General features: G+C 62.6%; 23 protein-coding genes, 2 tRNA genes and 1 other RNA gene. 12 read left to right on the top strand and 14 right to left on the bottom strand.

Annotated features, from left to right (window positions below):
• Positions 1 to 85 precede the first annotated feature (85 nt).
• Positions 86 to 1,012 (top strand): Nif3-like dinuclear metal center hexameric protein, encoded by a 927-nt coding sequence (locus AB4Y81_RS01890; protein WP_064722268.1) that lies wholly within the window; start codon positions 86 to 88, stop codon positions 1,010 to 1,012.
• A gap of 58 nt (positions 1,013 to 1,070) precedes the next feature.
• Complete coding sequence (locus AB4Y81_RS01885; protein ID WP_416429714.1) at positions 1,071 to 1,808, top strand: zinc ribbon domain-containing protein; 738 nt, start codon at positions 1,071 to 1,073, stop codon at positions 1,806 to 1,808.
• Positions 1,809 to 1,826: 18 nt separating this feature from the next.
• Here the strand turns inward: AB4Y81_RS01885 and AB4Y81_RS01880 are convergent, their stop codons facing one another.
• On the bottom strand, positions 1,827 to 2,591 hold the full coding sequence (locus AB4Y81_RS01880) for a YaaA family protein (RefSeq protein ID WP_018777858.1): 765 nt from the start codon (positions 2,589 to 2,591) through the stop codon (positions 1,827 to 1,829).
• A gap of 57 nt (positions 2,592 to 2,648) precedes the next feature.
• Here AB4Y81_RS01880 and rnpB point away from each other — a divergent pair.
• The 4 genes from rnpB to AB4Y81_RS01860 all read left to right on the top strand — a co-directional run bounded on the left by rnpB (position 2,649) and on the right by AB4Y81_RS01860 (position 5,990).
• Positions 2,649 to 3,034, top strand: an RNA gene (gene rnpB, locus AB4Y81_RS01875) — RNase P RNA component class A.
• 264 nt (positions 3,035 to 3,298) lie between these two features.
• Positions 3,299 to 4,786, top strand: coding sequence for a glyceraldehyde-3-phosphate dehydrogenase (locus AB4Y81_RS01870; RefSeq protein ID WP_081623346.1), 1,488 nt, complete (start codon positions 3,299 to 3,301; stop codon positions 4,784 to 4,786).
• A 74-nt stretch (positions 4,787 to 4,860) separates the two neighbouring features.
• Complete coding sequence (locus AB4Y81_RS01865; RefSeq protein WP_026267182.1) at positions 4,861 to 5,070, top strand: hypothetical protein; 210 nt, start codon at positions 4,861 to 4,863, stop codon at positions 5,068 to 5,070.
• 119 nt (positions 5,071 to 5,189) lie between these two features.
• Positions 5,190 to 5,990 carry an HNH endonuclease family protein gene (locus AB4Y81_RS01860; RefSeq protein ID WP_416429713.1) on the top strand — a complete coding sequence of 267 codons (801 nt, stop codon included), beginning with the start codon at positions 5,190 to 5,192 and terminating at the stop codon, positions 5,988 to 5,990.
• Here the strand turns inward: AB4Y81_RS01860 and AB4Y81_RS01855 are convergent.
• From AB4Y81_RS01855 to orn, 4 genes are all read right to left on the bottom strand, one after another.
• The gene (locus tag AB4Y81_RS01855) at positions 5,975 to 6,787 is read right to left on the bottom strand and encodes an acyltransferase domain-containing protein (protein WP_416429712.1); all 813 of its coding nucleotides are present in this window, start codon (positions 6,785 to 6,787) and stop codon (positions 5,975 to 5,977) included. The two genes, AB4Y81_RS01860 and AB4Y81_RS01855, sit on opposite strands and share 16 nt — an antisense overlap.
• A 3-nt stretch (positions 6,788 to 6,790) precedes the next feature.
• Positions 6,791 to 7,363 (bottom strand): peptide deformylase, encoded by a 573-nt coding sequence (def, locus tag AB4Y81_RS01850; protein WP_064722265.1) that lies wholly within the window; start codon positions 7,361 to 7,363, stop codon positions 6,791 to 6,793.
• Positions 7,364 to 7,481: 118 nt separating this feature from the next.
• A tRNA-His gene (locus AB4Y81_RS01845) sits at positions 7,482 to 7,557 on the bottom strand.
• A gap of 132 nt (positions 7,558 to 7,689) precedes the next feature.
• Positions 7,690 to 8,325: an oligoribonuclease gene (gene orn, locus AB4Y81_RS01840; protein ID WP_079582149.1), complete on the bottom strand. Its 636-nt coding sequence runs from the start codon at positions 8,323 to 8,325 to the stop codon at positions 7,690 to 7,692.
• 147 nt (positions 8,326 to 8,472) lie between these two features.
• Here orn and mptB point away from each other — a divergent pair, with 147 nt between their 5' ends.
• Positions 8,473 to 10,029, top strand: a complete 1,557-nt coding sequence (gene mptB / locus AB4Y81_RS01835; protein ID WP_416429711.1) for a polyprenol phosphomannose-dependent alpha 1,6 mannosyltransferase MptB — start codon at positions 8,473 to 8,475, stop codon at positions 10,027 to 10,029.
• Here the strand turns inward: mptB and AB4Y81_RS01830 are convergent.
• Entirely contained in the window at positions 10,022 to 10,702 is a 681-nt protein-coding gene (locus AB4Y81_RS01830) for a DNA alkylation repair protein (protein WP_039241789.1), read from the bottom strand. The genes mptB and AB4Y81_RS01830 overlap by 8 nt on opposite strands.
• A gap of 166 nt (positions 10,703 to 10,868) precedes the next feature.
• Complete coding sequence (locus AB4Y81_RS01825; protein ID WP_416429710.1) at positions 10,869 to 11,423, bottom strand: single-stranded DNA-binding protein; 555 nt, start codon at positions 11,421 to 11,423, stop codon at positions 10,869 to 10,871.
• Positions 11,424 to 11,642: 219 nt separating this feature from the next.
• On the opposite strand from AB4Y81_RS01825, the gene AB4Y81_RS01820 reads away from it, so the two are divergent.
• A tRNA-Arg gene (locus tag AB4Y81_RS01820) sits at positions 11,643 to 11,718 on the top strand.
• A gap of 58 nt (positions 11,719 to 11,776) precedes the next feature.
• Here the strand turns inward: AB4Y81_RS01820 and AB4Y81_RS01815 are convergent.
• A complete protein-coding gene (locus AB4Y81_RS01815; RefSeq protein WP_039241786.1) occupies positions 11,777 to 12,214 on the bottom strand; it encodes an SRPBCC family protein in 438 nt (145 codons plus the stop codon).
• A 90-nt stretch (positions 12,215 to 12,304) separates the two neighbouring features.
• Positions 12,305 to 12,598, bottom strand: a complete 294-nt coding sequence (locus tag AB4Y81_RS01810; RefSeq protein WP_416429709.1) for a hypothetical protein — start codon at positions 12,596 to 12,598, stop codon at positions 12,305 to 12,307.
• 13 nt (positions 12,599 to 12,611) lie between these two features.
• On the opposite strand from AB4Y81_RS01810, the gene AB4Y81_RS01805 reads away from it, so the two are divergent.
• Positions 12,612 to 12,857, top strand: a complete 246-nt coding sequence (locus AB4Y81_RS01805) for a DUF6993 domain-containing protein (protein ID WP_039241869.1) — start codon at positions 12,612 to 12,614, stop codon at positions 12,855 to 12,857.
• Between the two features lie 56 nt (positions 12,858 to 12,913).
• A complete protein-coding gene (gene ettA, locus AB4Y81_RS01800) occupies positions 12,914 to 14,596 on the top strand; it encodes an energy-dependent translational throttle protein EttA (protein ID WP_018777845.1) in 1,683 nt (560 codons plus the stop codon).
• A gap of 92 nt (positions 14,597 to 14,688) precedes the next feature.
• Here the strand turns inward: ettA and AB4Y81_RS01795 are convergent, their stop codons facing one another.
• Entirely contained in the window at positions 14,689 to 15,594 is a 906-nt protein-coding gene (locus AB4Y81_RS01795; RefSeq protein ID WP_055972341.1) for an acyl-CoA thioesterase, read from the bottom strand.
• Between the two features lie 63 nt (positions 15,595 to 15,657).
• On the opposite strand from AB4Y81_RS01795, the gene AB4Y81_RS01790 reads away from it, so the two are divergent.
• On the top strand, positions 15,658 to 16,335 hold the full coding sequence (locus tag AB4Y81_RS01790) for a hypothetical protein (protein WP_018777843.1): 678 nt from the start codon (positions 15,658 to 15,660) through the stop codon (positions 16,333 to 16,335).
• Here AB4Y81_RS01790 and AB4Y81_RS01785 read toward each other — a convergent pair.
• The gene (locus AB4Y81_RS01785; RefSeq protein WP_018777842.1) at positions 16,332 to 16,814 is read right to left on the bottom strand and encodes a globin; all 483 of its coding nucleotides are present in this window, start codon (positions 16,812 to 16,814) and stop codon (positions 16,332 to 16,334) included. The two genes, AB4Y81_RS01790 and AB4Y81_RS01785, sit on opposite strands and share 4 nt — an antisense overlap.
• On the bottom strand, positions 16,807 to 17,505 hold the full coding sequence (locus tag AB4Y81_RS01780) for a mechanosensitive ion channel family protein (protein WP_018777841.1): 699 nt from the start codon (positions 17,503 to 17,505) through the stop codon (positions 16,807 to 16,809). The genes AB4Y81_RS01785 and AB4Y81_RS01780 overlap by 8 nt, the downstream gene beginning before the upstream one ends.
• 87 nt (positions 17,506 to 17,592) lie before the next feature.
• Here AB4Y81_RS01780 and AB4Y81_RS01775 point away from each other — a divergent pair, with 87 nt between their 5' ends.
• Positions 17,593 to 18,591, top strand: coding sequence for an NAD-dependent epimerase/dehydratase family protein (locus AB4Y81_RS01775; RefSeq protein WP_441994959.1), 999 nt, complete (start codon positions 17,593 to 17,595; stop codon positions 18,589 to 18,591).
• Here AB4Y81_RS01775 and AB4Y81_RS01770 read toward each other — a convergent pair.
• Together AB4Y81_RS01770 and pepN are read right to left on the bottom strand one after the other, a co-directional pair.
• Complete coding sequence (locus tag AB4Y81_RS01770) at positions 18,588 to 19,067, bottom strand: OsmC family protein (protein WP_055972347.1); 480 nt, start codon at positions 19,065 to 19,067, stop codon at positions 18,588 to 18,590. The two genes, AB4Y81_RS01775 and AB4Y81_RS01770, sit on opposite strands and share 4 nt — an antisense overlap.
• A gap of 55 nt (positions 19,068 to 19,122) precedes the next feature.
• Positions 19,123 to 21,684, bottom strand: a complete 2,562-nt coding sequence (pepN, locus tag AB4Y81_RS01765; protein ID WP_275779611.1) for an aminopeptidase N — start codon at positions 21,682 to 21,684, stop codon at positions 19,123 to 19,125.
• Positions 21,685 to 21,768: the final 84 nt, after the last annotated feature.

Below are 21,768 nucleotides of genomic sequence, written 5' to 3'. Positions count from 1 at the left end.
TCACCTTACGGGAGAATTACGGCACCGGGCAGCTGCACAAGTGACCGGGACTGCCTGAACCGGCCCGGTAGTGAAGAATAGGGATATGGAAGCAGTGAACACTGGCATTTCTGATGCGGATTCCGTCGAAGATGACGAAACAGAACACGAAGAAACAGTTGGGGCCAGCGGCGAACCTACCCTCGGCCAGGTGTTGTTGGCTGTTGAAGAACTCTGGCCCGAGTCCCTCGCCGAGGATTGGGACGAAGTCGGCCTGGTTGTCGGGCGCCCCACGGTCCCGGTGACCAAAGTCCTCTTTGCCGTGGATCCCACCCTGGCCGTTATCGATGAAGCCATCGAATGGGGTGCCGGGCTCCTTATTACCCACCACCCCCTGTTGCTCAAAGGGGTGAACTCCGTTGCCGCAACGTCGGCCAAGGGCCTCGCTGTCCACCGATTGATCGAAGCGGGCACTGGCCTGCTTACCGTGCACACGAATGGTGACTCAGCCGTTGGCGGAGTGTCGGACGTCCTGGCAGATGCCTTCGGGCTGGAGAACGTGGCGCCCCTGACCCAAGCATCCAACGGACTGCCGGAAGAAGGAATCGGCAGGGTGGGCGATCTTCCGGAGCTTGAAACCCTGGGCGACTTTGCGGCCCGTGTCTTTGAAATGCTGCCCGCCGTGGCGGGCGGGGTCCGGGTTGCCGGCGACAAAGACGGCCTGGTGCGGCGTGTTGCCGTCTGCGGCGGCGCCGGGGACAGTTTGTTCGACGCCGTCCGGGCCAACCATGCCGATGTGTACGTCACAGCGGACATGCGGCATCATCCGGCCTCCGAAGCGCGTGAGGGGGCCACCAACGGGCGGCCGTACCTGATTGACGTATCGCACTTTGCGAGTGAATGGCTGTGGCTTCCAGCCGCCGCAGAAGCGTTGGGCAACGTGCTCGCTGACCAGGGCTACGACGTCGATATCCGCGTCAGCAGTACCAACAGTGACCCTTGGGACTTCATACTGACTCCCGGCGGCGACTAGAGTCTAGGAAAGGGCCGGACCTGATCTCCAGGACCGGCGGCGACAAGCGGAGGTAAGCGTGGCGAAAGCAGCACCGGCAGAACAATTGAAATTGCTTGAACTGCAGGGGCTGGATGCCAAGCTCAAGTCGTTGGCGGGCCGCCGGAAGGTGCTGGAAAACGATCCCCGCATCACTGACCTGACGGACGCCCTCAGTGTGGCCAACGGTGAACTAGGGGCGGCCAAAATCGCTGTCCATGACGCCGAAGCCGAACTGCGCCGCGCGGAAGCCGACGTCGAACAGGTTGCGTCCCGCATCGAGCGCGATGAAACCCGGCTGAACAGCGGAACCGGGTTGTCCAAGGACCTGGTGGCGCTGCAGAACGACATCGCCTCGCTGAACAAGCGCCGTTCGGACCTCGAAGACGTTGAGCTTGAGATCCTGGAGCGCCTGGACACCCTGCGTGAACGCCAGGCTGCCCAGCAAGCCATTGTTGACGACATCCAGGGTTCGTTCGGCAGCATCCGCTCTGAACTGGACGAAGCAATCGCGGAGATCGCGGCCGAGGAGACAGTGGTTCGCGGGCAACGGGCTGTATTCGCCGAGGCGCTGGACCCGGGGATGCTCGCGGTGTACGAAAAGACCATCGCCAAGCGTGGAGTCGGTGCTGCCCGGCTGTTCCACGGAAAGTCCGAGGGCTCGGGGATGATGCTCAGCCCAGGTGACCTTGCCGATGTCAAAGCCGCAGCGGAGGACGACATCGTTTTCTGCCCGGACTCCGGCGTCATCCTGGTCCGTTCAGCGGAGTGGAACTGACCTGACCCGGGCACGGCCTTAGCTGGACAGAATGATGTTCAGGGCGTGTGGCTTCCGGGCGGTGCCCTCAACCAGTTCGGCGGTCCGGATTTCACTGGCGGCCTTCAGGAGCTGATCCGGAGTTTCCGGAGCCTTGCCGCGCCTGGTCAGCAGATGCCGTGCCAACTCACCCCTGGTGTGCTTGGCGAAGTGGCTCACCACGGTGCGCTTGCCGTTCGCCTCGTTGAACACATTGACGTTCACCGTCTGTGCGGCCGGGGGAGCCCACGCTGCGGCGTAGGTGCTGGAGCGGCAGTCCACCAGCAGTTCGCCGTCGACCCGCTGGGCGAGGGCGGCGTTCAGTTGCGGCTTCCAATAGGAGGCGAGGCGTCCGACGTCGGGCAGTGCGGTTCCCATCGACAGACGGTAGGCGGGCACGTGGTCACCAAAGCCAATGGCTCCCCACAAAGCGGAAACAACCAGGATGGACTCCGTCGCCTTGCGGCGCTGGGCCGGCGTCATGCTCTTGAAGCCGAGGGCGTCGTACAGGACTCCCGAATAGACCTGGTGCGCGGGAGCCGCCGGTTCGGCATGCAGCCGGGTATTACGTTCGACGTCGTCCCGCAGCGAGGCGCCGACGCCCAGTAACGCCAGGGCGTCCTCGTGCGCGCTCACTGTCCCCAGAGCTTCAAGGACCTTGGCCCGGTACGGGTTCAGTTCCGGGAAGCTCAGCGACTCCCATTCGATGGCAGGTCCTTTGAGGGCGGGGGTTTTGCCTTCTGAGGGCGGCAGGAGAATCAGCACCAGTCGATATTACCGGTGACTTGGGCCGTCCTGGACGCCGGTAGACTGTACGGCGGATGGGTTGACCAGGCGGCCGCGCGTCACGAAAGTGGCTCGAGGAACGTCCGGGCTCCATAGAGCAGGGTGGTGGGTAACGCCCACTCGGGGTAACCCGCAGGCCAGTGCCACAGAGAACAGACCGCCTGCGTCCCGGTATTGCACCGGGCAGCAGGTAAGGGTGAAACGGTGGTGTAAGAGACCACCAGCTCCCTGGGTGACCGGGGAGGCTAGGTAAACCCCACCCGGAGCAAGGCCAGACAGGACACGTTCGAGGGCTGCTCGCCCGAGTGTCCGGGTAGGCTGCTGGAGGGCGTCGGCAACGGCGTTCGTAGATGGATGGCCGCCTCTCCCTTTCCGGTAACGGAAGGGGATGACAGAACCCGGCGTATCGGTCAACCCATCCATTTATGACTCCCTGAATGACGGGCGTGTGAGTGATTTCACGCCTCCGGGACGACCATGCCCCGGCCTTCCCGCCTAGAATGGTTACTGAACGTAGATGTTCTGCCGCCGGGACTGCGTTCGCAGCCGGCGGATTTTCTTTGCTCTCGTTCAAGGCGCTGTGGGTGGACCGAAGCCCGCCGGCGCATGTGCCGCAGGACTACTCCGGGCGGCCGCCGCCATCCGCATACGAGGACGTATGTGGTTGACCCAAGGAAGGTAGTTCTGTGAGCCAGACGTCAGATTCTTGTCTTGATAAGTGGATGGGCCGGGAGGCTCTCGCCGAGGCCATGATTCCGGTGATCGGCCGGTTGTACCGGGAAAACAACGTGGTCACCAGCATCCACGGCCGGAGCTTGATCAACAAGTCCACCATGAACATCCTCAAGGCCCACCGCTTTGCACGCCGGATGAGCAACCACGAGCTCCTGCTCGAGGAGACGGCACCCCTGCTGAACGCCCTTTCCGAGCTGGAGCTCGGCGCAGCAGCCATTGATATTGCACGTTTGACGGAAAAGTACCGGGCAGAAGGCAATGGCGCCTCCCTGGACGAGTACTTGCGCTCCGAGCTCGCCGAGATCGTTGGCAAGCGCGGCGCTGACGACCGCACCAGCACCGACGTCGTTCTTTACGGTTTCGGGCGTATCGGCCGTCTGCTGGCCCGCATCCTGATCGAAAAGGCCGGTGGCGGCCACGGCCTGCGCTTGCGCGCCATCGTGGTCCGCAAGGGCGCCGACAACGACCTCGTGAAGCGCGCGAGCCTGCTGCGTCGCGACTCCGTTCACGGTTCCTTCGAAGGCACCATCCGCGTGGATGAGGAAGCCAACACCATCACCGCCAACGGCGTCCAGGTACAGGTCATCTACTCGGACAACCCCGCAACTGTTGATTACACCGAGTACGGAATCAAGGACGCCCTGGTGGTCGACAACACCGGACGCTGGCGCGACGCCGATGGCCTCTCCCAGCACCTGCAGAGCAAGGGCGTTGCCCGCGTCCTGCTGACGGCGCCGGGCAAGGGTGACCTCAAGAATATTGTTCACGGCATCAACCACCGCGACATCAGTGACGACGACAAGATCGTCACCGCCGCATCCTGCACCACGAACGCCATCACTCCGGTGCTGAAGGCCATCAACGACAAGTTCGGCATCATTCACGGCCACGTCGAGACGGTTCACTCGTTCACCAACGACCAGAACCTGATCGACAACTTCCACAAGGGTGACCGCCGCGGACGCTCCGCTGCGCTGAACATGGTGATCACGGAGACCGGTGCCGCCAAGGCAGTGGCCAAGGCCCTTCCCGAACTGCAGGGAAAGCTGACAGGCAACGCCATCCGTGTACCCACCCCGGACGTCTCCATGGCCATCCTGAACCTCAACCTGGAGAAGGGCACCACGCGCGACGAGGTCAACGACTTCTTGCGTGAAATGTCGCTGCATTCCGATCTCCGCAAGCAGATCGATTACATCGATTCTCCCGATGTAGTCTCGACGGACTTCGTCGGCTCCCGTCGGGCCGGCATCGTCGATGGCCTCGCCACGATCTCCAACGACAAGAACCTCGTGCTGTACGTCTGGTACGACAACGAGTTCGGCTACTCCTGCCAGGTTGTCCGTGTGATGGAAGAAATGGCCGGCGTGAACCCGCCGTCGTTCCCGGCCCGGGATGTCATCGCTCCCATTGCCGTACTCGAAACGGCCGGCGCCTAGGTCCGCAGCAGTTAACACGGGTTTCCCGGCCGGATCACTGGAAACGGCCGGGAAACCTGACCAGAATGGGTCTCATGGAAAACGAATCAACGATGGAACATGAGACCACGCTGGAGCACGCCCTGGACGTCGCCAAGGCCAACCATAAGCAAGCCCAGAAGCTTCTGGACCAAGCTGTTGCGGCCAATGCTGCCGGGGACGTCACCGACGAGCGCGTGGAACAACTGCGGGGCCTGCTGGCTCTTGCCGCCGAGGACCTCCAACGCGTGACGCGCGAGCAATAACCTGCTCTTTCACCCTCTGTGTAGTGTGACTTCTCCTACACATTGTGGATACCGACTCTGACTGTCGGGGCCGTGTCCTACGCTCGTAAGACACTGCCTGCCCCGTTGGATGGAGTCCCTTGAGCATCACCTGGTCCGCCTATAAACGCGCCCGCCGCCGTTCCCGTCAAGCGTGGGCGGTTCTGGCACTGGCTGCCGCTACCATTGTCGCCGGGCTGTCCTGGTTCTTCACCGTGGGCCAGTTTGAAGCAGCTCAACCTCCGCAATCCGGCCCCAGCGAAGCCCCGGTTTACAACCCCGAATGGATGAAGCCTGTGCGCGGCGCGGCGGCGGTCGTACCCGAAAAGGCCTCCGAGGCCCTGGACCATCTGCCGGTCAAAGGGCGGGCACCGAAAACGGACTATGACAGGGCCGCCTTTGGACAGGCGTGGGCCGATGCGGACCGGAACGGTTGCGACACCCGCAACGACATCCTCCGGCGCGACCTGAGTGCAGTCAAGTTCATGGACGGCTCCTCCTGCAAGGTGGCCTCCGGAACGTTGAACGAACCATACACGGGAAGGCAAATATCCTTCACTAGGGGCCAGGACACCAGCTCCGCCGTGCAAATCGACCATGTGGTGGCGCTGGCCGACGCGTGGCAAAAAGGCGCCCAGCAGCTGACCATCCAGCAGAGGCAGACCCTCGCCAACGACCCGCTGAATTTGATTGCGGCGGATGGTCCGGCAAACGTCAAGAAAGGGGCTGGCGACGCCGCGACGTGGCTGCCGGCCAACAAGAACTTCCGCTGCCACTACGTTGCCCGGCAGATCTCGGTGAAGACGGCCTACCGGTTGTGGGTCACCCAGGCGGAGAAAGACGCCATGAAGAGCGTTCTATCTTCCTGCCCGGATCAGCAGACGATCTACAACGCCAGGTGACCATGCCCGAGTTGCCAAGTGCCGCCGTCGTCGATTCTCTCCAGCACTACGCGCTGAAGTGACGTTTCCCGCGGGAGCTTCTCCAGGTCGTGCATGCCGCGCTGCCGGAAGGTGAAGTACACGGCATCCGTGGCTGCGTCCGTGCAGCGGTCCACGGTAAAGCGGCGGGCAAATGAGGCGATGTTGCTCTCTGGCAGCAGCTTTGCCAGATAGGGATCGAGCATCCACGAGTCACAGGTGGCCACTGCCACCGGCTTGTCAGGAAAATGGCGTGCGAAGAAATCCCGGGCCTCTGCGAAACTCTCGTCCACCAAAGTGGGGGAGAGCCCGCCGTCTTCGGGGATATGCACACCCAGCACCCAGCCCGAGGCGTAACCCTCATCAGGCACCAGATGGAACTGCAGCCTGCCGAGCCTGAAAAGATTGCCGGCCATGTGCAGCGTCAGCCAGGACCAGGTGTCGAGCCCGAAACGCCCATGGACCCGGCGGTTGATCCGCATTTGCAGTCCGACGTCTGCCAGGGACGCAGCGGAGACGTCCACGCCGATTCCCAGGCCGGCATGATAGTCGTGGACCGACGGGGCGAAGCGAAGCAGTGCTTCTATCCAGGTCGCTTCCGATGCACCCTCTGCGGTGATACTGTGCAGCGGAAAAGTTCCCAGCCTGCCCTGCAGGGCGTCCAACGCGCGGACGACGTCCGCGGCCGGGGGAGTGGCCAGCAGACGGGCGCACTCCGGCGCGTCCTCGGCGCTGATGTGCAGGAGTTTGAACAGCTCGGCGTGCGTGCTGGTGTCCATGCCCTAGTGTCCGAAGGGATCGGGATCGACGCCGGGCATCCAGGTCAGGCCGGGCTTGCCCCAGCCGTTCTTCTTGGCCTGCTTCATCGCTTTCCTGGCATAGCGGTCCACCAGGCGGTTGACGTAGAGCTTGCCATCCAAGTGATCGTATTCATGTTGAAGTATCCGGGCGAACCAACCGGTCGCTTCAAATTCCACGGGGTTGCCGTCGCCATCAAAACCCTGGACCCGGGTCCAATCAGCACGTTGCAAAGGGTAGTACTCGCCAGGGAAGGACAAGCAGCCTTCAACGTCCTCGTCAGGATCCGGAAGGGCACCGGAAACTTTGGAAAGCGTCAGGACCGGGTTCACTACGACGCCTTGGGGCGGGACGTCGTCGTCGTTCTCGTACTTGTAGACGAAAATGCGTTTGCCAACGCCGATCTGAGGGGCGGCGAGACCCACACCGTTGGCGGCATCGTTCGTCTCGAACATGTCAGCGATCAGGGTGCGCAGTTCGTCGTCGAAAATTTCGACTTCGCTGGCCCGGCGGTGCAAAACAGGTTCGCCCCAGATAGTGACTGGCAGGACGGTCATGTCAGTTCTTCCTTAGTGATCGCTATGGTCCGGGGCGTACCGGATCGGGTTAAAAGCAAAGGCCGCACCGGGTTACCGGTGCGGCCTTTATGGAAACCGGCTCTGCAGCCAATCTCGGTGGGGTGAGCTACGGGGGTTGAACCCGCGACCTCCTGGACCACAACCAGGCGCTCTGCCAACTGAGCTAAGCCCACCATGTGCCTTTTCGGGCTAGTCCGTTGGACCGGCTTTCCTCGAAGGCAACGACAAATAGCTTACCTGCTGTTTTGGGGTGCAAAGTCCACTTTTGCCGGTTTTGGCGAAAAAACCTTCAAAAATGGCGCAGATCACACCGGATTGCTGGATCCCAGGGTTTCGGCGCTGGCCATGATGTCCTTGGAAATGCGCTGCGCCGTTGCGGTATCGGGCCCCGGAGCGGCGACGAACACTGCCTCGCGGTAGTAGCGGAGTTCGTCGATGGAGTCCTTGATGTCACCCAACGCGCGGTGCCCACCGTGTTTTGCGGGCGACTGGAAGTAGGCGCGCGGGAACCAACGCCGGGAGAGTTCCTTGATGGTGCTGACATCAATAACGCGGTAGTGGAGGTGCTCAACAATGTTCGGCATGTCCCGGGCCAGGAACATCCGGTCCGTTCCCACGGAGTTTCCACCCAAGGGGGCTTTGCGGGGATCCGGGACCCACTTCTCGATGTACTCCAGAACCTGGGCTTCGGCCTCAGCCATGGTCTTTCCGTGCGGGAGCTCATCAAGGAGCTTGGAGCGGGTATGCATGTCCCGCACAAAGTCATTCATTTGTTCCAGTGCGGCATCATCCGGCTTGATCACGACGTCCACGCCGTCGCCAAGGATGTTGAGCTCGGAATCCGTCACCAGGGCGGCAACCTCGATCAGGGCGTCGTTCTTGAGGTCCAGGCCGGTCATTTCGCAGTCGATCCAGACGATGCGTTCATTAGTAATAGGCACGCGCCTAGCCTATCCTTCAGCCGGTTCCAAGTGCTCCGATGGTACGATTTTTGAGCGCAGCAGTGTCGTTTCTTCCTGCTGCGGAAGCCCCGAAGACGCAGAACTTTTGTCCCGAATTTACCGGGCGAACGATTGGATGACGACTACATGACGGTGCCCGTACCCGCCGCCCAGAAGGCAGGGACAGCAGCGCCGACGGCGGATGCTGCAGCCAGCGAGGTAGATAACGCACGTTCGCCGCTGATTGCCGGGTTCATCGGCTCGATGTTCATGGTGTTCGGTTCCTTGGGCGTTGGTTGGCTGGCTCCGGTATCCGAACTCAGGCGGCTGCCGCTTTTTATTTGGATGCGTACCGAAGGCGCGGGCGTCGCTCTCTCCATCGTTCTGCTCGCCATTGGTGGAATGCTGCTGGTCCGGGCCTGGCTGCGTCTGGGCCAACGGGTCCGGGTGTGGGGGCTGGAAGCGCGCAAGGCCACGCTCCAGGCCGTTGTGGCGTGGGGACTGCCCATGATGTTCACGGTTCCGCTTTTCAGCAGGGACGTGTACGCCTACATCGGCCAGGGGCGTCTGATGGTGGAAGGCATGAATCCGTACAAGAACGGGATCTCGGCCCTCCCTAATTATTTCCAACTGGGTGCCGACAAGATGTGGACGGAAGCGCCGGTCCCTTATGGGCAGCTGTTCTTGTGGATCGAACAGTTCGTGGTGTGGGTGACCAATGTCCAGCCCGAAGCCAGCATCATGCTTTTCCGGATGGTGGCTTTGGTGGGCATCGTGCTCTGCATCATCTACGTACCCAAGCTGGCTGAACTCCACGGTGTAAATCCGCATCGGGCACTGTGGCTGACAGCGGCGAATCCGCTCTTCCTGACCAACTTCATTGCCAGCGTCCACAACGACGCCCTGATGATCGGTCTCGCGCTGGCAGGTCTCTACTACTGCGCTACGCGTCGTGTGATTCTTGGCATCGTGCTGGTCACGCTCTCGATTTCGGTCAAACCGATAACCATTGTTTTCCTGCCGTTCATTGGACTCTTGTGGGCCGGCAAGGGCGCCTCCTGGCCGCGGAAATTCCTGTACTGGTTCCTGACGGCCGGCATCAGCTTCGGGCTGCTGTACGCCCTCAGCCTGGTCAACGGTTTCGGATTCGGCTGGATCAACGGTCTTTCCGCTCCTGGCAGCATCTGGATCTGGTACGCCCCAGTGGGGCTGATCGGCTTGGTTGTGGCCTCGATTTTCAATGTCTTCGGCCTGGACGGTTGGGGCATGGCGAAATGGGTTTACGACGCCGGCAAGGTCCTGATGGTTGGAGCCGTCGCCTGGCAGATCTTCCGCGGCGACTACGACCGCTTGATGCGTCGCCTCGCGCTGGCGTTTGCAGCCATCGTTATCCTGGCACCTATGATCCAGTCCTGGTACGTGGTGTGGTTGATACCGCTCTTTGCCGTTACGGGTATCCGCAACGACTGGCAGGTCAAGGCCGTCTACTTTATCGTGTCGTTCTTCATGGTCTACGCCATCTCCGACCAATTGGACGTCTTCCCCTACCTGCAAAGCGAAGACCTGGGCCTGGCGCTCACGCTGGCCAGGAATGCGGCGGCCATCATTGCGCTCCTCTTTGCCGTCTACCTGATCTTTGTTGACCCGAAGACCAAGAGCCTGTTCCGCAAGCGCGACGAGCCGGGGCTGCGCCCCATCATTTGAGCAGCCTAGTGGCCTCCCTGGCGGACAAGGGGCTCAGGGCTTGCGCGTTCTCCTGGACGAATCCACGGACCCAGTCCGCATCGGTCTTGCTGAACTCCCGTAGTGCCCAGCCGATGGCCTTGCGAACGAAGAATTCTTTGTCCGCCAGGTTTGCCGTGATGGCTTGTGCCAGTAGGACCCGGTCAGTAGCTGATTTCGCGCCGAGCTGGGAAGTGATGGCTGCTCTGCGGATCCACATGTCTCCGTCTTCGGCCCACCGAAGCAGCACCGGGGTCATGGTGTCCCGATGGGCCAACAGCAGGGCGCAGATCCGGTGCGATACGCCATCAACGAGGTCCCACCAGGCACCCGTCCGGATGATTTCTTCGTACACGGGCAGCATGAGCAGATCTTCCTTGACCATCCGCAAGCCGGTGAGGTCAATGGCTGCGTAGCGCTCCTCACGTGCCTCTGCCTCCCGCCACAGTGTCAGGGCAGCACTGCGCAATTCTTCTGGTGACGTCGGTGGGAATGCCTTGGCAGCCGCTTTTACAATTCTGCGCACTCCAGGCACTGTGACGCCGTATGAGGGCATTTCTGACTTCATGTACGCCTGTGCGCCACGTGCGCGCTCCGGGTCGGCCTCGGAACGCAGCTTTAAGCGAATGGACTCAACGAGTTCAGTAGTGGACATGCCCCAACTTTAGGGTCGTTGGCGGCAAGGGCGAACCTTTGGTACCAACCCCGCAGGTTCAGTACAACCAGTACCACCACGACCGGTACCGGCACTGTCGGGGCCCGCCCTTGTCCGGAGCACTTGGCCGGCATCCGCCTGGACGGCCGGATGCCGGGCGGACATTTCAAGCGCCGGCACCCACCAGTTCGCCGGTTGTTGTGTTGACCAACAGGGAACTGTCGCCACCCGTACCGTCAAGCCCTGCGGGTACAGTTTCTTCCTCCGGGGGAGACTGCTCCTCGTCTTCGCCCTCCCAGTCGCTGCGATTCGCGGGATTGCCGGAGTCATCCACGGAGGGGCCCGAATCTACAGGTGCCGAGGCTCCGTTCATCCGGGTGAAGTTGGCAGAGCCCCACATGAGGTCGTGGCCAACAGATTCGGCATCGATCTCGGCCACATGGTAGACGCGGCCCTCGTGCTCCCATTGCCGTAGCCGCAGCTTGCCGACGACCAAGACCCGCTGGCCTTTCTTGATGCTGCAGCCCACGTGGCCGGCAAGGTAACGGAACGACTGCACTGTGTACCAGTTGGTGTTGCCGTCCACCCAGGTGTTGCTCGTGCGGTCGTATCGGCGCTCAGTGGTTCCGAGGCGGAACGACGCAGTAGCGGTACCACGGGTAGTCGTGGAACTTTTCACGTCCGAGGCCACAAAGCCCCTGACGGTGATCATGTCATTCATTGGTGGTCCTTCACGATGTAGGGAAGTGCCTGTCCGGCATCTATAGCCTTGTCCAGCGACGTTCCGGATGGGAGTGCGGTCCTGCGCTATGTGAATAACTTCGGGCCCAGGCCCGTTGTTGAGGAATGGAGGCAGCCAGCGTGGAGATGGCGGGTGACCCAGCGATCGCATGTAAACTCTTTGTGGCGCGAGCGGCCCGGGTGGTCATCGAGCCAGTGCGCCCCAGTAGCTCAGGGGATAGAGCAGCGGCCTTCTAATCCGCCGGTCGGGGGTTCGATTCCCTCCTGGGGCACCATTCACCCTCCTTGGATACTTTCCAGGGAGGGTGTTTTTTCAGGGGGTGGACTCCTTTTTCAGGGGGTGGACTCCAGGAACTCCTTGAGGTTTCCCAGCACCAGTTGCCAGGTGGCGGTGGAAGACGCCACTTCTTCTTCGCTTGAGTTGTTCCCCTGGGTGATGGTCACGGTGGTTCCATCCGGTGTTCCCGCCAGGAGGTACTCAACGGTGTGGTGGTTTTCCGGTATATCGGCAAGTCCGGAGGCGGGACTGAAGTGCGTAGTCTTGAGCCTGATAGGAGGGTCGAAGACCAGGATGGTTCCTTTGTCTTCGTAGGTTTTGCCGTTGTACTCGCCTTCGTAGGTAATCGGCTCGCCCACGCGCCAGGACGTAGTGACGTTGGTCCCCAGGAAGTACTGCCTGATGAGGGCCGGATCAGTCAGGGCGTCCCACACCTTTTCAAGCGGCGCGTCGATTGTGGCAGACGCAACGGCCTCTGAAGCTTGTCCGCTCATAATGTGCACTCCATTTCCGCGTCCCGCCGTCGGGAACCCTTCCGGTGCACACGGTACGCCCGTCGAGGTCGCCTGTGAATGGCACAATGACTAGGTGATAAGCAGGGGAAGCACTTCGAAGTATCGCGGGCCGGCGCCGGCGTCCACCACCAAGGTCCGTCTGGCGGGGTGGTCAATGCTGGTCGCCGCTCTTGTCCTGGTTACAGGCTGCACGGCCACACCCGGGCCTCCAACCACCCCGGTGCGGTCCACCGCTCCGGGCGCCAGCAGTGGCGCAAGCTCGCCCGTCAGCCCTGGAGCCAGCGCGTCCGCCAGCGCCGCGGAGGCCCCTTCCAACACTGCGGATCCAGCTGTGGCTGCAACGACATCAACCGTCGAGTCCACGCTTAAGAACCTTGTGGCCGGGAATCCCAAACCGGACAGGGAGGCGCTGCGTGCCGCATTGGTATCTGCAGGAATTCCCCAGGAGAATATCGAGGTATCAGTCAGCCGCACACCCACCGGCCTTGATGTTGACGCCATGGAAGCGGCCACCCTGGCCGGGAAATCCTGCGTTATGGGGCAGATACGCGATGGCGGCGTTGTGGTCACGGTGTTGCCCGTGCTCTCAACCGGAAAATGCTTCGTAGGAGACGCCCGCTAGCCCGGCCTCAGGCAGCGAATGTGAGTTATGTACGCCTACCCATTAGATTTAAGGGCATGGCGGAATTCATTTACACGATGACCAAGGCTCGCAAGGCCGTTGGCGACAAACTTATTCTGGACGACGTCAGCATGTCGTTCTACCCTGGCGCGAAGATCGGCGTCGTGGGCCCGAACGGTGCTGGCAAGTCCACCATCCTGAAGATCATGGCCGGTTTGGACACCCCTTCCAACGGCGAGGCCCGCCTGAGCCCCGGTTACACCGTGGGCATCCTCCTGCAGGAACCGCCGCTGAACGAGGAGAAGACCGTCCTGGGCAACGTCCAGGAAGGCGTTGGCGAGATCTACGGCAAGATCCAGCGCTTCAACGAAATCTCGGAAGAGATGGCCAACCCGGACGCGGACTACGACACGCTGCTTGATGAAATGGGCAAGCTCCAGGAAGCCATTGACGCTGCTGACGCCTGGGATATCGATTCCCAGCTTGAGCAGGCCATGGACGCCTTGCGTTGCCCGCCTGCAGACGCCGACGTCACCGTCCTTTCCGGTGGTGAGCGCCGCCGCGTAGCACTGTGCAAGCTCCTGTTGCAGAAGCCGGACCTCCTGCTCCTTGACGAGCCCACCAACCACCTGGACGCCGAGAGTGTGCTGTGGTTGGAGCAGCACCTTTCCCAGTACCCCGGCGCAGTACTTGCCGTCACCCACGACCGGTACTTCCTTGACCACGTGGCTGAATGGATCGCGGAAGTGGACCGTGGCCACCTTTACCCCTACGAGGGCAACTACTCCACCTACCTGGAGAAGAAAAAGGCCCGCCTCGAGGTCCAGGGCAAGAAGGACGCGAAGCTCTCCAAGCGTCTTAGCGAAGAACTTGAGTGGGTGCGCTCCAACGCCAAGGGGCGCCAGACCAAGTCCAAGGCCCGTCTTGCACGTTACGAGGAAATGGCCGCAGAAGCGGAGCGGACCCGCAAGCTGGACTTCGAAGAGATCCAAATTCCGCCAGGACCGCGCCTGGGCTCTTTGGTCATCGAGGCCAAGGACCTGAAGAAGGGCTTCGACGACCGTGTCCTGATCGAAGACCTCTCCTTCTCCCTTCCGCGCAACGGCATCGTCGGCGTGATCGGGCCCAACGGTGTGGGCAAGTCCACGCTCTTCAAGACGATCGTCGGCATGGAACCCCTGGACGGCGGTGAGCTCAAGATCGGCGAGTCCGTGAAGATCTCCTACGTTGACCAGTCCCGTGGCGGCATCGATCCCAACAAGTCACTGTGGGAAGTAGTCTCCGAAGGCCACGACTTCATCCAGGTCGGCCAGGTGGAAATGCCCTCACGCGCCTACGTTTCGGCGTTTGGTTTCAAGGGCCCGGACCAGCAGAAGAAGGCCGGTGTCCTCTCCGGTGGTGAGCGCAACCGCCTCAATCTGGCGCTGACGCTCAAGCAGGGTGGCAACCTCCTGCTCCTTGACGAACCCACTAACGACCTCGACGTCGAAACCCTCAGCAGCCTGGAAAACGCGCTTCTCGAATTCCCGGGCTGCGCCGTGGTGGTCTCGCACGACCGCTGGTTCCTGGACAGGGTGGCAACGCACATCCTCGCCTACGAAGGTGATGATGAGAACCCGTCCAAGTGGTACTGGTTCGAGGGCAACTTCGACTCTTACGAGGAGAACAAGGTGGAGCGCCTGGGCCCGGATGCCGCCAAGCCGCACCGCGTGACGCACCGCCGCCTGACCCGCGACTAACCACCGCCGCTGGCAGTACAGAACGCAGGAAGGCCGGTCCCACGGGGCCGGCCTTCCTGCGTGTGATTCCGAACTGCGTGAGCGTCCGAACGCTAGGGAATCCGCACCATACCCTCCTGCGCCACTGTGGCAACATGCACGCCGTCGCGGTTGAAGATCCTGCCCGTGGCCAAACCCCGGGCACCCTGGGCGCTGGGGGACTCCTGCACGTAAAGCATCCATTCGTCCACCTTGACCGGTCGGTGCCACCACATGGCGTGGTCCAGGCTGGCTACGCTCATGCCCGGCGTCATCCAGGACAGACCGTGTTTGCGGAGGATGGGCTCCAACAGTGTGTAGTCGCTGGCGTAGGCCAGGGCTGCGATGTGCAGTTTGGGGTCGTCAGGGAGCGGACCCATGGTCTTCATCCACACCGCATTGGTGGCCACATGCTCGCTTGGCGGGGATACGTAAAGCGCGGGGTCGATGTGGCGGACGTCGAAGGGCCGCTCGGAGGACATGTGCCGGGCCAGCGGGTGGTCGAAGTGGGACAAGAGCTCGGCTGTGCTTGGGAGGGTTTCCGGATCCGGGATGCCTTCGGGCATGGTTGCCTGATGGTCCAGGCCGTTGTCCTCCACCTGGAACGAGGCGATCATCGAAAGGATCGGGACGCCGTCCTGGTAGGCGTGCACGCGGCGGGCGGAGAAGGAACGGCCATCACGCAGCCGTTCAACGCCGAAGGTGATGGGCTTGTTGGCATCCCCGGGACGCAGGAAGTAGCCGTGCATGGAGTGCGCCACCCTGTCCGGCTCCACGGTGCGCATGCCGGCCATCATCGACTGCGCCAGCACCTGGCCCCCAAAAACACGGTGCCGGGGCTGCTTTTGGGACGGACCAAGGAAGATGTCCTCATTGGTCCGGGCTCCGTCGAAGTCACCGAGGTCCAGCAGGCCGATAAGCACTTCCATGGGGTCTTCTGCGGGTGCTTCCACCTGGAGGCCAGTGTTCGTCTCAGTCATGGTTCGACTTTAGACGCCACCCCGACCCCTCTCAACCGGGGACATGCCGGTAGAGTCGATCATGTGACAGACGTCTTGACCCAGTCCTTCCGCTTCGCCGATCCCCGTGACCTCGCCGATTTGCGGACCTTCGCCACCCGGGCAAAAAGCATCGACGACGGCGCTATCCGCCTCCAGGCGGCAGGCAACGTCCTCGCTGCCTATGTATGCGTCCTGCGGCCGCGCATCCTGGGTGAATCCACGCCGACGATCCTTGGCTTGAGGACAATGGCGCTGGCTGAACCGGCTCACGCGGATGTCACCGTAACGCTCGCGTCCGTCATGGACCGTTTGGCCCGCTCCGGTGCCGATGATGTGGAACTTCCCATCCCGCCGTCGACCGTTTCGGAGTCATGGGCCGGAGTTGGTGCGCCACGCAGCGGCTGGGAGGCGCTGGGGACATTGTCCGACGCCGACCTCAAGTCAGCCGCGGAAGCAGGCATCGCGGAGGTGGCCGGCGTCATTCCGACCGCGGCCGGTGCTGCGGTGGTCAATACTGCAAGGGCTGCTGTCTGGGGCCGTGAGCTTCCTGACGGCGGGGGCCTGCCTGCCGGGTCCGCGTTTGCGGCCTTCGCCCTTGGATTCCTGGGCGATGGTGCGCAGCAGGTCTTCAGGAATGGTCGGTGGTACCGGCTCAGCGGACCCCGCGGCCATGTGCTGGTACGCACAGGCGCGGGGCTCGGCCTCGGTTTTCCGGGCTAGTTCCGGGGAGCTGCCGAAGGGCTGTTGACCATGGTCAGTGCGGCCCGTTCCATGTAGTCCCACAGGGTTCCCTCATGAAGGGGCGACAGGTCCAGAGCGTCCACGGCTGTCCGCATGTGGAACAGCCAACGGTCCTTGGCTTCGGGCGTCACTTGGAAGGGCATGTGGCGCATGCGAAGACGCGGGTGGCCGCGCTCCTCGCCGTAGGTGGTGGGCCCACCCCAGTACTGTTCGAGGAACATCAGGAAGCGGCGCTTCGCCGGCCCAAGATCCTCTTCCGGGTACATGGGGCGCAGGAGCGGATCAGTGGCCACACCGTCGTAGAACACGTCGATGAGCTTCACGAACGTTTCATGGCCGCCGACGGCGGCATAGAAACTGTCCGTGTACGCAGGCTGGCTGAAAGGGTCGTTTTGCATCAGCTGGCGTCGGGGACCCGCCTGCGCCGGCTGGGGCTCCCCGCCTGCAGTGTTACTCATTGGACTTCTCCTCGGCTTTGGTGACGCGCGATGCGCCAGCTGTGACGGGCGCTGCTGAGGCGCCTGGTTCGTCGCTGTTGTCGGGTGACTCCAGCGGCACGTAGTCCCCTTGGGAACGGTTTCCGACCCTCAGGATCTCACCGTTCCGCAGGTACCAGATGGCTCCGTCTTCCGCGCGGACGCGGGTGATCCTCAGTCCAACCGACTCAACGGTACCAACCACTTCGCTGGTGACGATCACGTCGCCGATCCCGTACTGGTCCTCGATGGTGATGAAGATGCCGGCGAGGAAGTCGCGGATGAGCTGTTGGGCGCCGAAGCCGATGGCGACACCCAGGATCCCCACGCTGGTCAGCAGGGGCGCGACGTCCACATTCATGAACTTGAGGACGTAGATGATGACGATCACCACCACCACGACGCTTACCAGGCTGGTGAGCAGCGAGCCGATGGTCTCGGCGCGCTGGGAACGCCGCTCATGGTCCAGGGCGCGGATGGCGGGTTGGACCCATTTGAAATGCGGCTTCTTGAAGAAGGAACTGCCGGCAGATACGCGCCGCGTGATGCGCAGGATGATGAAGCGCGCCACGATCCACACCAGCAGGCCGATGCCTACGGTAATGAGGATCGAAACGAGGTCGATCTTTTCGGGTTCGATGTTGATGGCTTCCGCAAGGGGGATAAAGGTCAAAGTGGAATAACTCCTTGTGGTCGGCCCGTGTTCGCCGGGCGCGGAACACTCTGTCCACGTTTAACCCTAGCGCCGTAGCGTGACGGTATGCGCATCCTGGTCCTGGGCGGCACCGCCTTCCTGTCAGCAGAAATCGCCCGGCAGGCAGTTGCCGCCGGTCATGACGTCACCTGTTTTGCCCGGGGTACTTCATCGAACCCGCCCGACGGCGCCACGTGGGTGCGGGGGGAGCGCACCTTGGGTGCCGCGGCCTATGCGGAGGTGGCAGACAGCTGGGACGCGGTGGTGGACGTTTCCAGGGATCCGGTCCAGGCACGCGAGGCCTTGGAGGTGCTGGGACCTGTCGCGGAGCACTGGACGTTCGTCTCCAGCTGTTCGGTGTATGCGGACCACTCAGTACCTGGCGCGGATGAAAGCGCGGCCCTGCTGGAGCCGCTGCCAGAGGGGCATACGGCCGGCCCGGAAAGCTATGGCGAGTCCAAATCAGCCATCGAGCACCTGACACTGGGCCTGGTGGGGGAGAAGGCGCACATCGTCCGGTCCGGACTCATCGGCGGCCCAGGGGACGGTACGGACAGATATGGCTACTGGCCGGCCAGATTCGCTGCGGACAGTGACACGGTGTTGGTTCCGGACATTCCCACCGCCGCAACCCAGATCATTGACGTCCGGGATCTCGCAACCTGGATCCTGCGTTCGGCCGAAGGCGGGCTGACGGGAACGTACAACGCCTTGGGCGATGTTGTTCGCTTCGGTGACTACATCACCGAATCCCAACGGATTGCCGGGGCCGAAGAGAGTGATGTTATTTGTCCCTCCGAGCACTGGCTCGTTGAGCAGGGCGTGGACTACTGGGCGGGACCGGACTCACTGCCCTTGTGGCTTCCCCCGGGGCACGATGGCTTCCAAGCCCGCTCCAACCGTGCGGCACGGGATGCGGGAATGACCTTGCGCCCATGGCAGGAAACCCTGGCCGCCACGCTTGACGACGAGCGGATGCGGGGACTGGACAGAGAGCGAAAAGCAGGCCTTGGCCGCGGGACCGAACAAAGGCTCGTGGCGCTCTGGCGGGAGCTGCAGCGTTAGGCCGCGGCCGCCGTCGTGATCGGTTCATGGAGGACCGGGAAGTTGACGCTTCGCGCAATGAAGCAGACCTGGTTGGCCTCATGGTGAAGCTGCGGCATCAAAGCAGCGTGCGCGGCATCCACGATGGTGACATGGGGCCGGAGCGTCACATTCTCGAATTGCCCGCTGCCGTCACGGTTGAGTTTCATGAGCCCTTCGGCGTTGTCCTCATAGCCGGTAACCACCACTCCGTGCTTGACGGCCACGTGCAGGAAGGACAGCATGTGGCACTGCGAGAGCGCAGCAAGCAGCAGTTGCTCCGGGTTGTAGCGCGTCCGGTCGCCATGAAACGTGGGATCGGCCGACCCCTTGAGTGTGGGAAGTCCGCTGATCTCGACGTCGTGGTCCCGTGAATATGAGCGGTATCCCGCTGTGCCCTCTCCGAGGTTCCCGGTCCAGCGGACAGTCAGCGCGTAGTGGTGTTCGTTCAGGCCCATGCGGACAGTCTAGTCAGGCACAACCGACTGTCCGCATGGACCCCGCGGGCTGGTCCTAGACGTCGGCCGCCCTGGCGCGAAGGGCGCGGGCCACCCCGTCACGGTTTTCCAGCATCATGCGGCGCAGGGCTGCGTTTTCTTCGGGAAGTCCGGCCAGGAACGCGTCGGTGCGGTCCACCGTAGCCTGCGTGGTGAGCTGGGCCGGGTAAAGCCCCACCACGATCTGCTGGGCCAGTGCGTGGGTGCGTTCCTTGACGATCCCGGGCACGGCCTGGAAGTACTTCTCCGCGTAGGGTTCCAGCAGGGAAGTGTCCGGGACGCGCATGAAGCCTGCCACCGCTGACGACTGAAGTGCGTTGGAAAGTTCTCCCTTGACCACGATCGACTCCCAGGCCGCTGCCTTGGCTTCCGGGGTGGGAATGGCCGCCTTGGCCTGCGCGGCAGCGTTCTGGCCGTTGGAGGTGTTGTCGCGGGCGAGTTCTTCGTCGATGCGTTCCTGGCCTTGGCGTCCGCCAGCCACCAGCGCGGTCAGGAGCTCCCAGCGCATGTCCTGGTCCACGGTGAGCCCTTCCAAGGTTTCGATCCCGTCCAGGAGGGCTTGGAGACGGTCCAGTTGTGCCTCGCTGCGTGCCAACTGCGCGTAGGACTTGGCGAATTGCAGCTGGGCGTCGGAGCCGGCTTCCACGCTCGAAGCAAGTTCCCAGAGCCTGTCCGCTGCTGCGATGGTGGTCGCGGCTTTATGTTCTGCGGCGACGTAGTAGGTCAGGGTGGTGGCGAGCTGGCGGAGCTGGACCAGGATGACCGAAGAGTCGGTCTCGTGGGCAATGTTGGCCAGGATCAGGTCCACATAGCCGCGGGCCGGGGTCTCGCCGTCGCGGGCTGCATCCCAGGCTGAGCCCCACACCAGGGTGCGGGGCAGGCTGGCTGCGAAGTCCTTTAGGTGTTCCTTGGCTGTGGCGAGGGAGTGCTGGTCCAGGCGCACCTTTGCATAGGCCAGATCGTCGTCGTTGAGCAGGATCAGGTCCGGGCGAGCTTTGCCCACCAGTGCGGGCACGCCGGTCCTGGGGCCGTCGACGTCGAGTTCTTCGCGATGGGTGCGTTCCAGCTTGCCTTCGCCGGAGAGCATGTAGAAGCCGACGGCGAGGCGGTGCGGACGCAGGGTGGGTTGCTCATCGATGGCGGTCTGCTGGATTGAGAAGGCAGTGATGGTGCCTTCAGCATCGACGGTTACCTCGGGTGCGAGGGTGTTCACGCCTGCCGTTTCGAGCCAGAGCTTGCCCCATTGGTCGAGGTCACGGCCCGAAGCGGCTTCCAGTTCAACCATGAGGTCTGCGAGCTCGGTGTTTTTCCAAGCGTGCTTGGCGAAGTAGGTTCGGACACCGGCCATGAACTGTTCCGGGCCTACCCAGGCCACCAGCTGGCGAAGTACAGATGCGCCCTTGGCGTAGGTGATGCCGTCAAAGTTGACCTCGACGTCTTCGAGGTTGTTGATCTCGGCGAAGATCGGGTGCGTGGTGGGCAGCTGGTCCTGCTTGTAGGCCCAGGACTTCTCCACCGAAGCGAACGTGGTCCAGGCCCGGTCGAATTCGGTGTTCTCCACGGCAGCGAGGTGCGACATGTATTCGGCGAAGGACTCGTTGAGCCAGAGGTCGTTCCACCAGCGCATGGTCACCAGGTCACCGAACCACATGTGGGCCAGTTCGTGCAGGACAGTGATGGCGCGCCGTTCGATCTGCGCGCCGGTGACCTTCCCGCGGAAGACGTATCCTTCGAGGATGGTGACGGCACCGGCGTTTTCCATGGCGCCGGCGTTGAATTCCGGCACAAACAACTGATCGTACTTCTCGAACGGGTAGGGGCAGCCGAACTGGGCTTCGAAGAACTCGAAACCCTGGCGGGTCAGTTCAAAGATGTTGTCGGCGTCGAGGTACTGCATCAGGGATTTGCGGGCGAACACTCCCAGGGGAATGACCCGGCCGTCGGAGCTGGTGACCTCTGAACGGACCGACTGGTAAGGCCCTGCGATCAAGGCAGTGACGTAGGAGGAGAGCCGGGGAGTCGGCGCGAATTTCCATACGGAGCGCGCGCTGCCATCTACGGCGGCAGGAGCCTCAACGGGAACAGGAGTGGGGGAGTTGGAAACAACGTCCCAATGCGCCGGCGCCGTGACCGTGAACGTGAAAGCCGCTTTCAGGTCGGGCTGTTCAAAGACGGCGAACATGCGCCGGGAATCCGGAACCTCGAACTGCGTGTAGAGGTATGCTTCCCCATCCACGGGGTCCACGAAGCGGTGGAGGCCCTCGCCGGTGTTCATGTAGGGCGCATCTGCCACGATCGTCAGTTCATTCTCAGCAGCAAGCCCCGGCAGCTGGATGCGGACGCCGTCGGAGACCTCCGCTGGGTCCAGGTCAGTGCCGTTCAACGTCACGCTGTGGACGGTGTGCGTGATGGCATCGATGAACGTCGAGGATCCCGCCTCGGCAGAAAACCTGACCACGGTGGTGGAGCCGAAAACCTCCGGGCCGCGGGTCAGGTCCAAGGTGACGTCGTAGGAGTCGACAGTGAGCAGTTCGGCGCGGTTCGCGGCTTCATCGCGCGTGAGGTTCAGGCCTGGCAAAGTAGTGCCTCCGGAGATCGGGATGACCGGCCGGTCCGCCGGCCGCTGGTATGAAGTTATTCTTTCACTCCCACGACGGAAGGC

It is taken from the genome of Paenarthrobacter sp. TAF1 (genome assembly GCF_052113825.1).
GTDB classification, from domain to species: Bacteria; Actinomycetota; Actinomycetes; order Actinomycetales; family Micrococcaceae; genus Arthrobacter; species Arthrobacter nicotinovorans.
The sequence above is the reverse complement of the archived record's forward strand: the minus strand, read 5'-3'. Positions and strand labels throughout refer to the sequence as shown.

Excerpts from the sequence above, each read along its gene's own strand:
- AB4Y81_RS01830 (WP_039241789.1), bottom strand. The coding sequence starts at position 10,702 with ATGTCCACTACTGAACTCGTTGAGTCCATTCGCTTAAAGCTGCGTTCC.
- AB4Y81_RS01855 (WP_416429712.1), bottom strand. The coding sequence starts at position 6,787 with ATGGACACCAGCACGCACGCCGAGCTGTTCAAACTCCTGCACATCAGC.
- AB4Y81_RS01770 (WP_055972347.1), bottom strand. The coding sequence starts at position 19,067 with ATGGGCCTGAACGAACACCACTACGCGCTGACTGTCCGCTGGACCGGG.
- AB4Y81_RS01825 (WP_416429710.1), bottom strand. The coding sequence starts at position 11,423 with ATGAATGACATGATCACCGTCAGGGGCTTTGTGGCCTCGGACGTGAAA.
- AB4Y81_RS01785 (WP_018777842.1), bottom strand. The coding sequence starts at position 16,814 with ATGAGTAACACTGCAGGCGGGGAGCCCCAGCCGGCGCAGGCGGGTCCC.
- ettA (WP_018777845.1), top strand. The coding sequence starts at position 12,914 with ATGGCGGAATTCATTTACACGATGACCAAGGCTCGCAAGGCCGTTGGC.
- def (WP_064722265.1), bottom strand. The coding sequence starts at position 7,363 with ATGACCGTCCTGCCAGTCACTATCTGGGGCGAACCTGTTTTGCACCGC.
- mptB (WP_416429711.1), top strand. The coding sequence starts at position 8,473 with ATGACGGTGCCCGTACCCGCCGCCCAGAAGGCAGGGACAGCAGCGCCG.
- AB4Y81_RS01795 (WP_055972341.1), bottom strand. The coding sequence starts at position 15,594 with ATGACTGAGACGAACACTGGCCTCCAGGTGGAAGCACCCGCAGAAGAC.
- AB4Y81_RS01890 (WP_064722268.1), top strand. The coding sequence starts at position 86 with ATGGAAGCAGTGAACACTGGCATTTCTGATGCGGATTCCGTCGAAGAT.
- AB4Y81_RS01775 (WP_441994959.1), top strand. The coding sequence starts at position 17,593 with ATGCGCATCCTGGTCCTGGGCGGCACCGCCTTCCTGTCAGCAGAAATC.
- AB4Y81_RS01815 (WP_039241786.1), bottom strand. The coding sequence starts at position 12,214 with ATGAGCGGACAAGCTTCAGAGGCCGTTGCGTCTGCCACAATCGACGCG.
- AB4Y81_RS01865 (WP_026267182.1), top strand. The coding sequence starts at position 4,861 with ATGGAAAACGAATCAACGATGGAACATGAGACCACGCTGGAGCACGCC.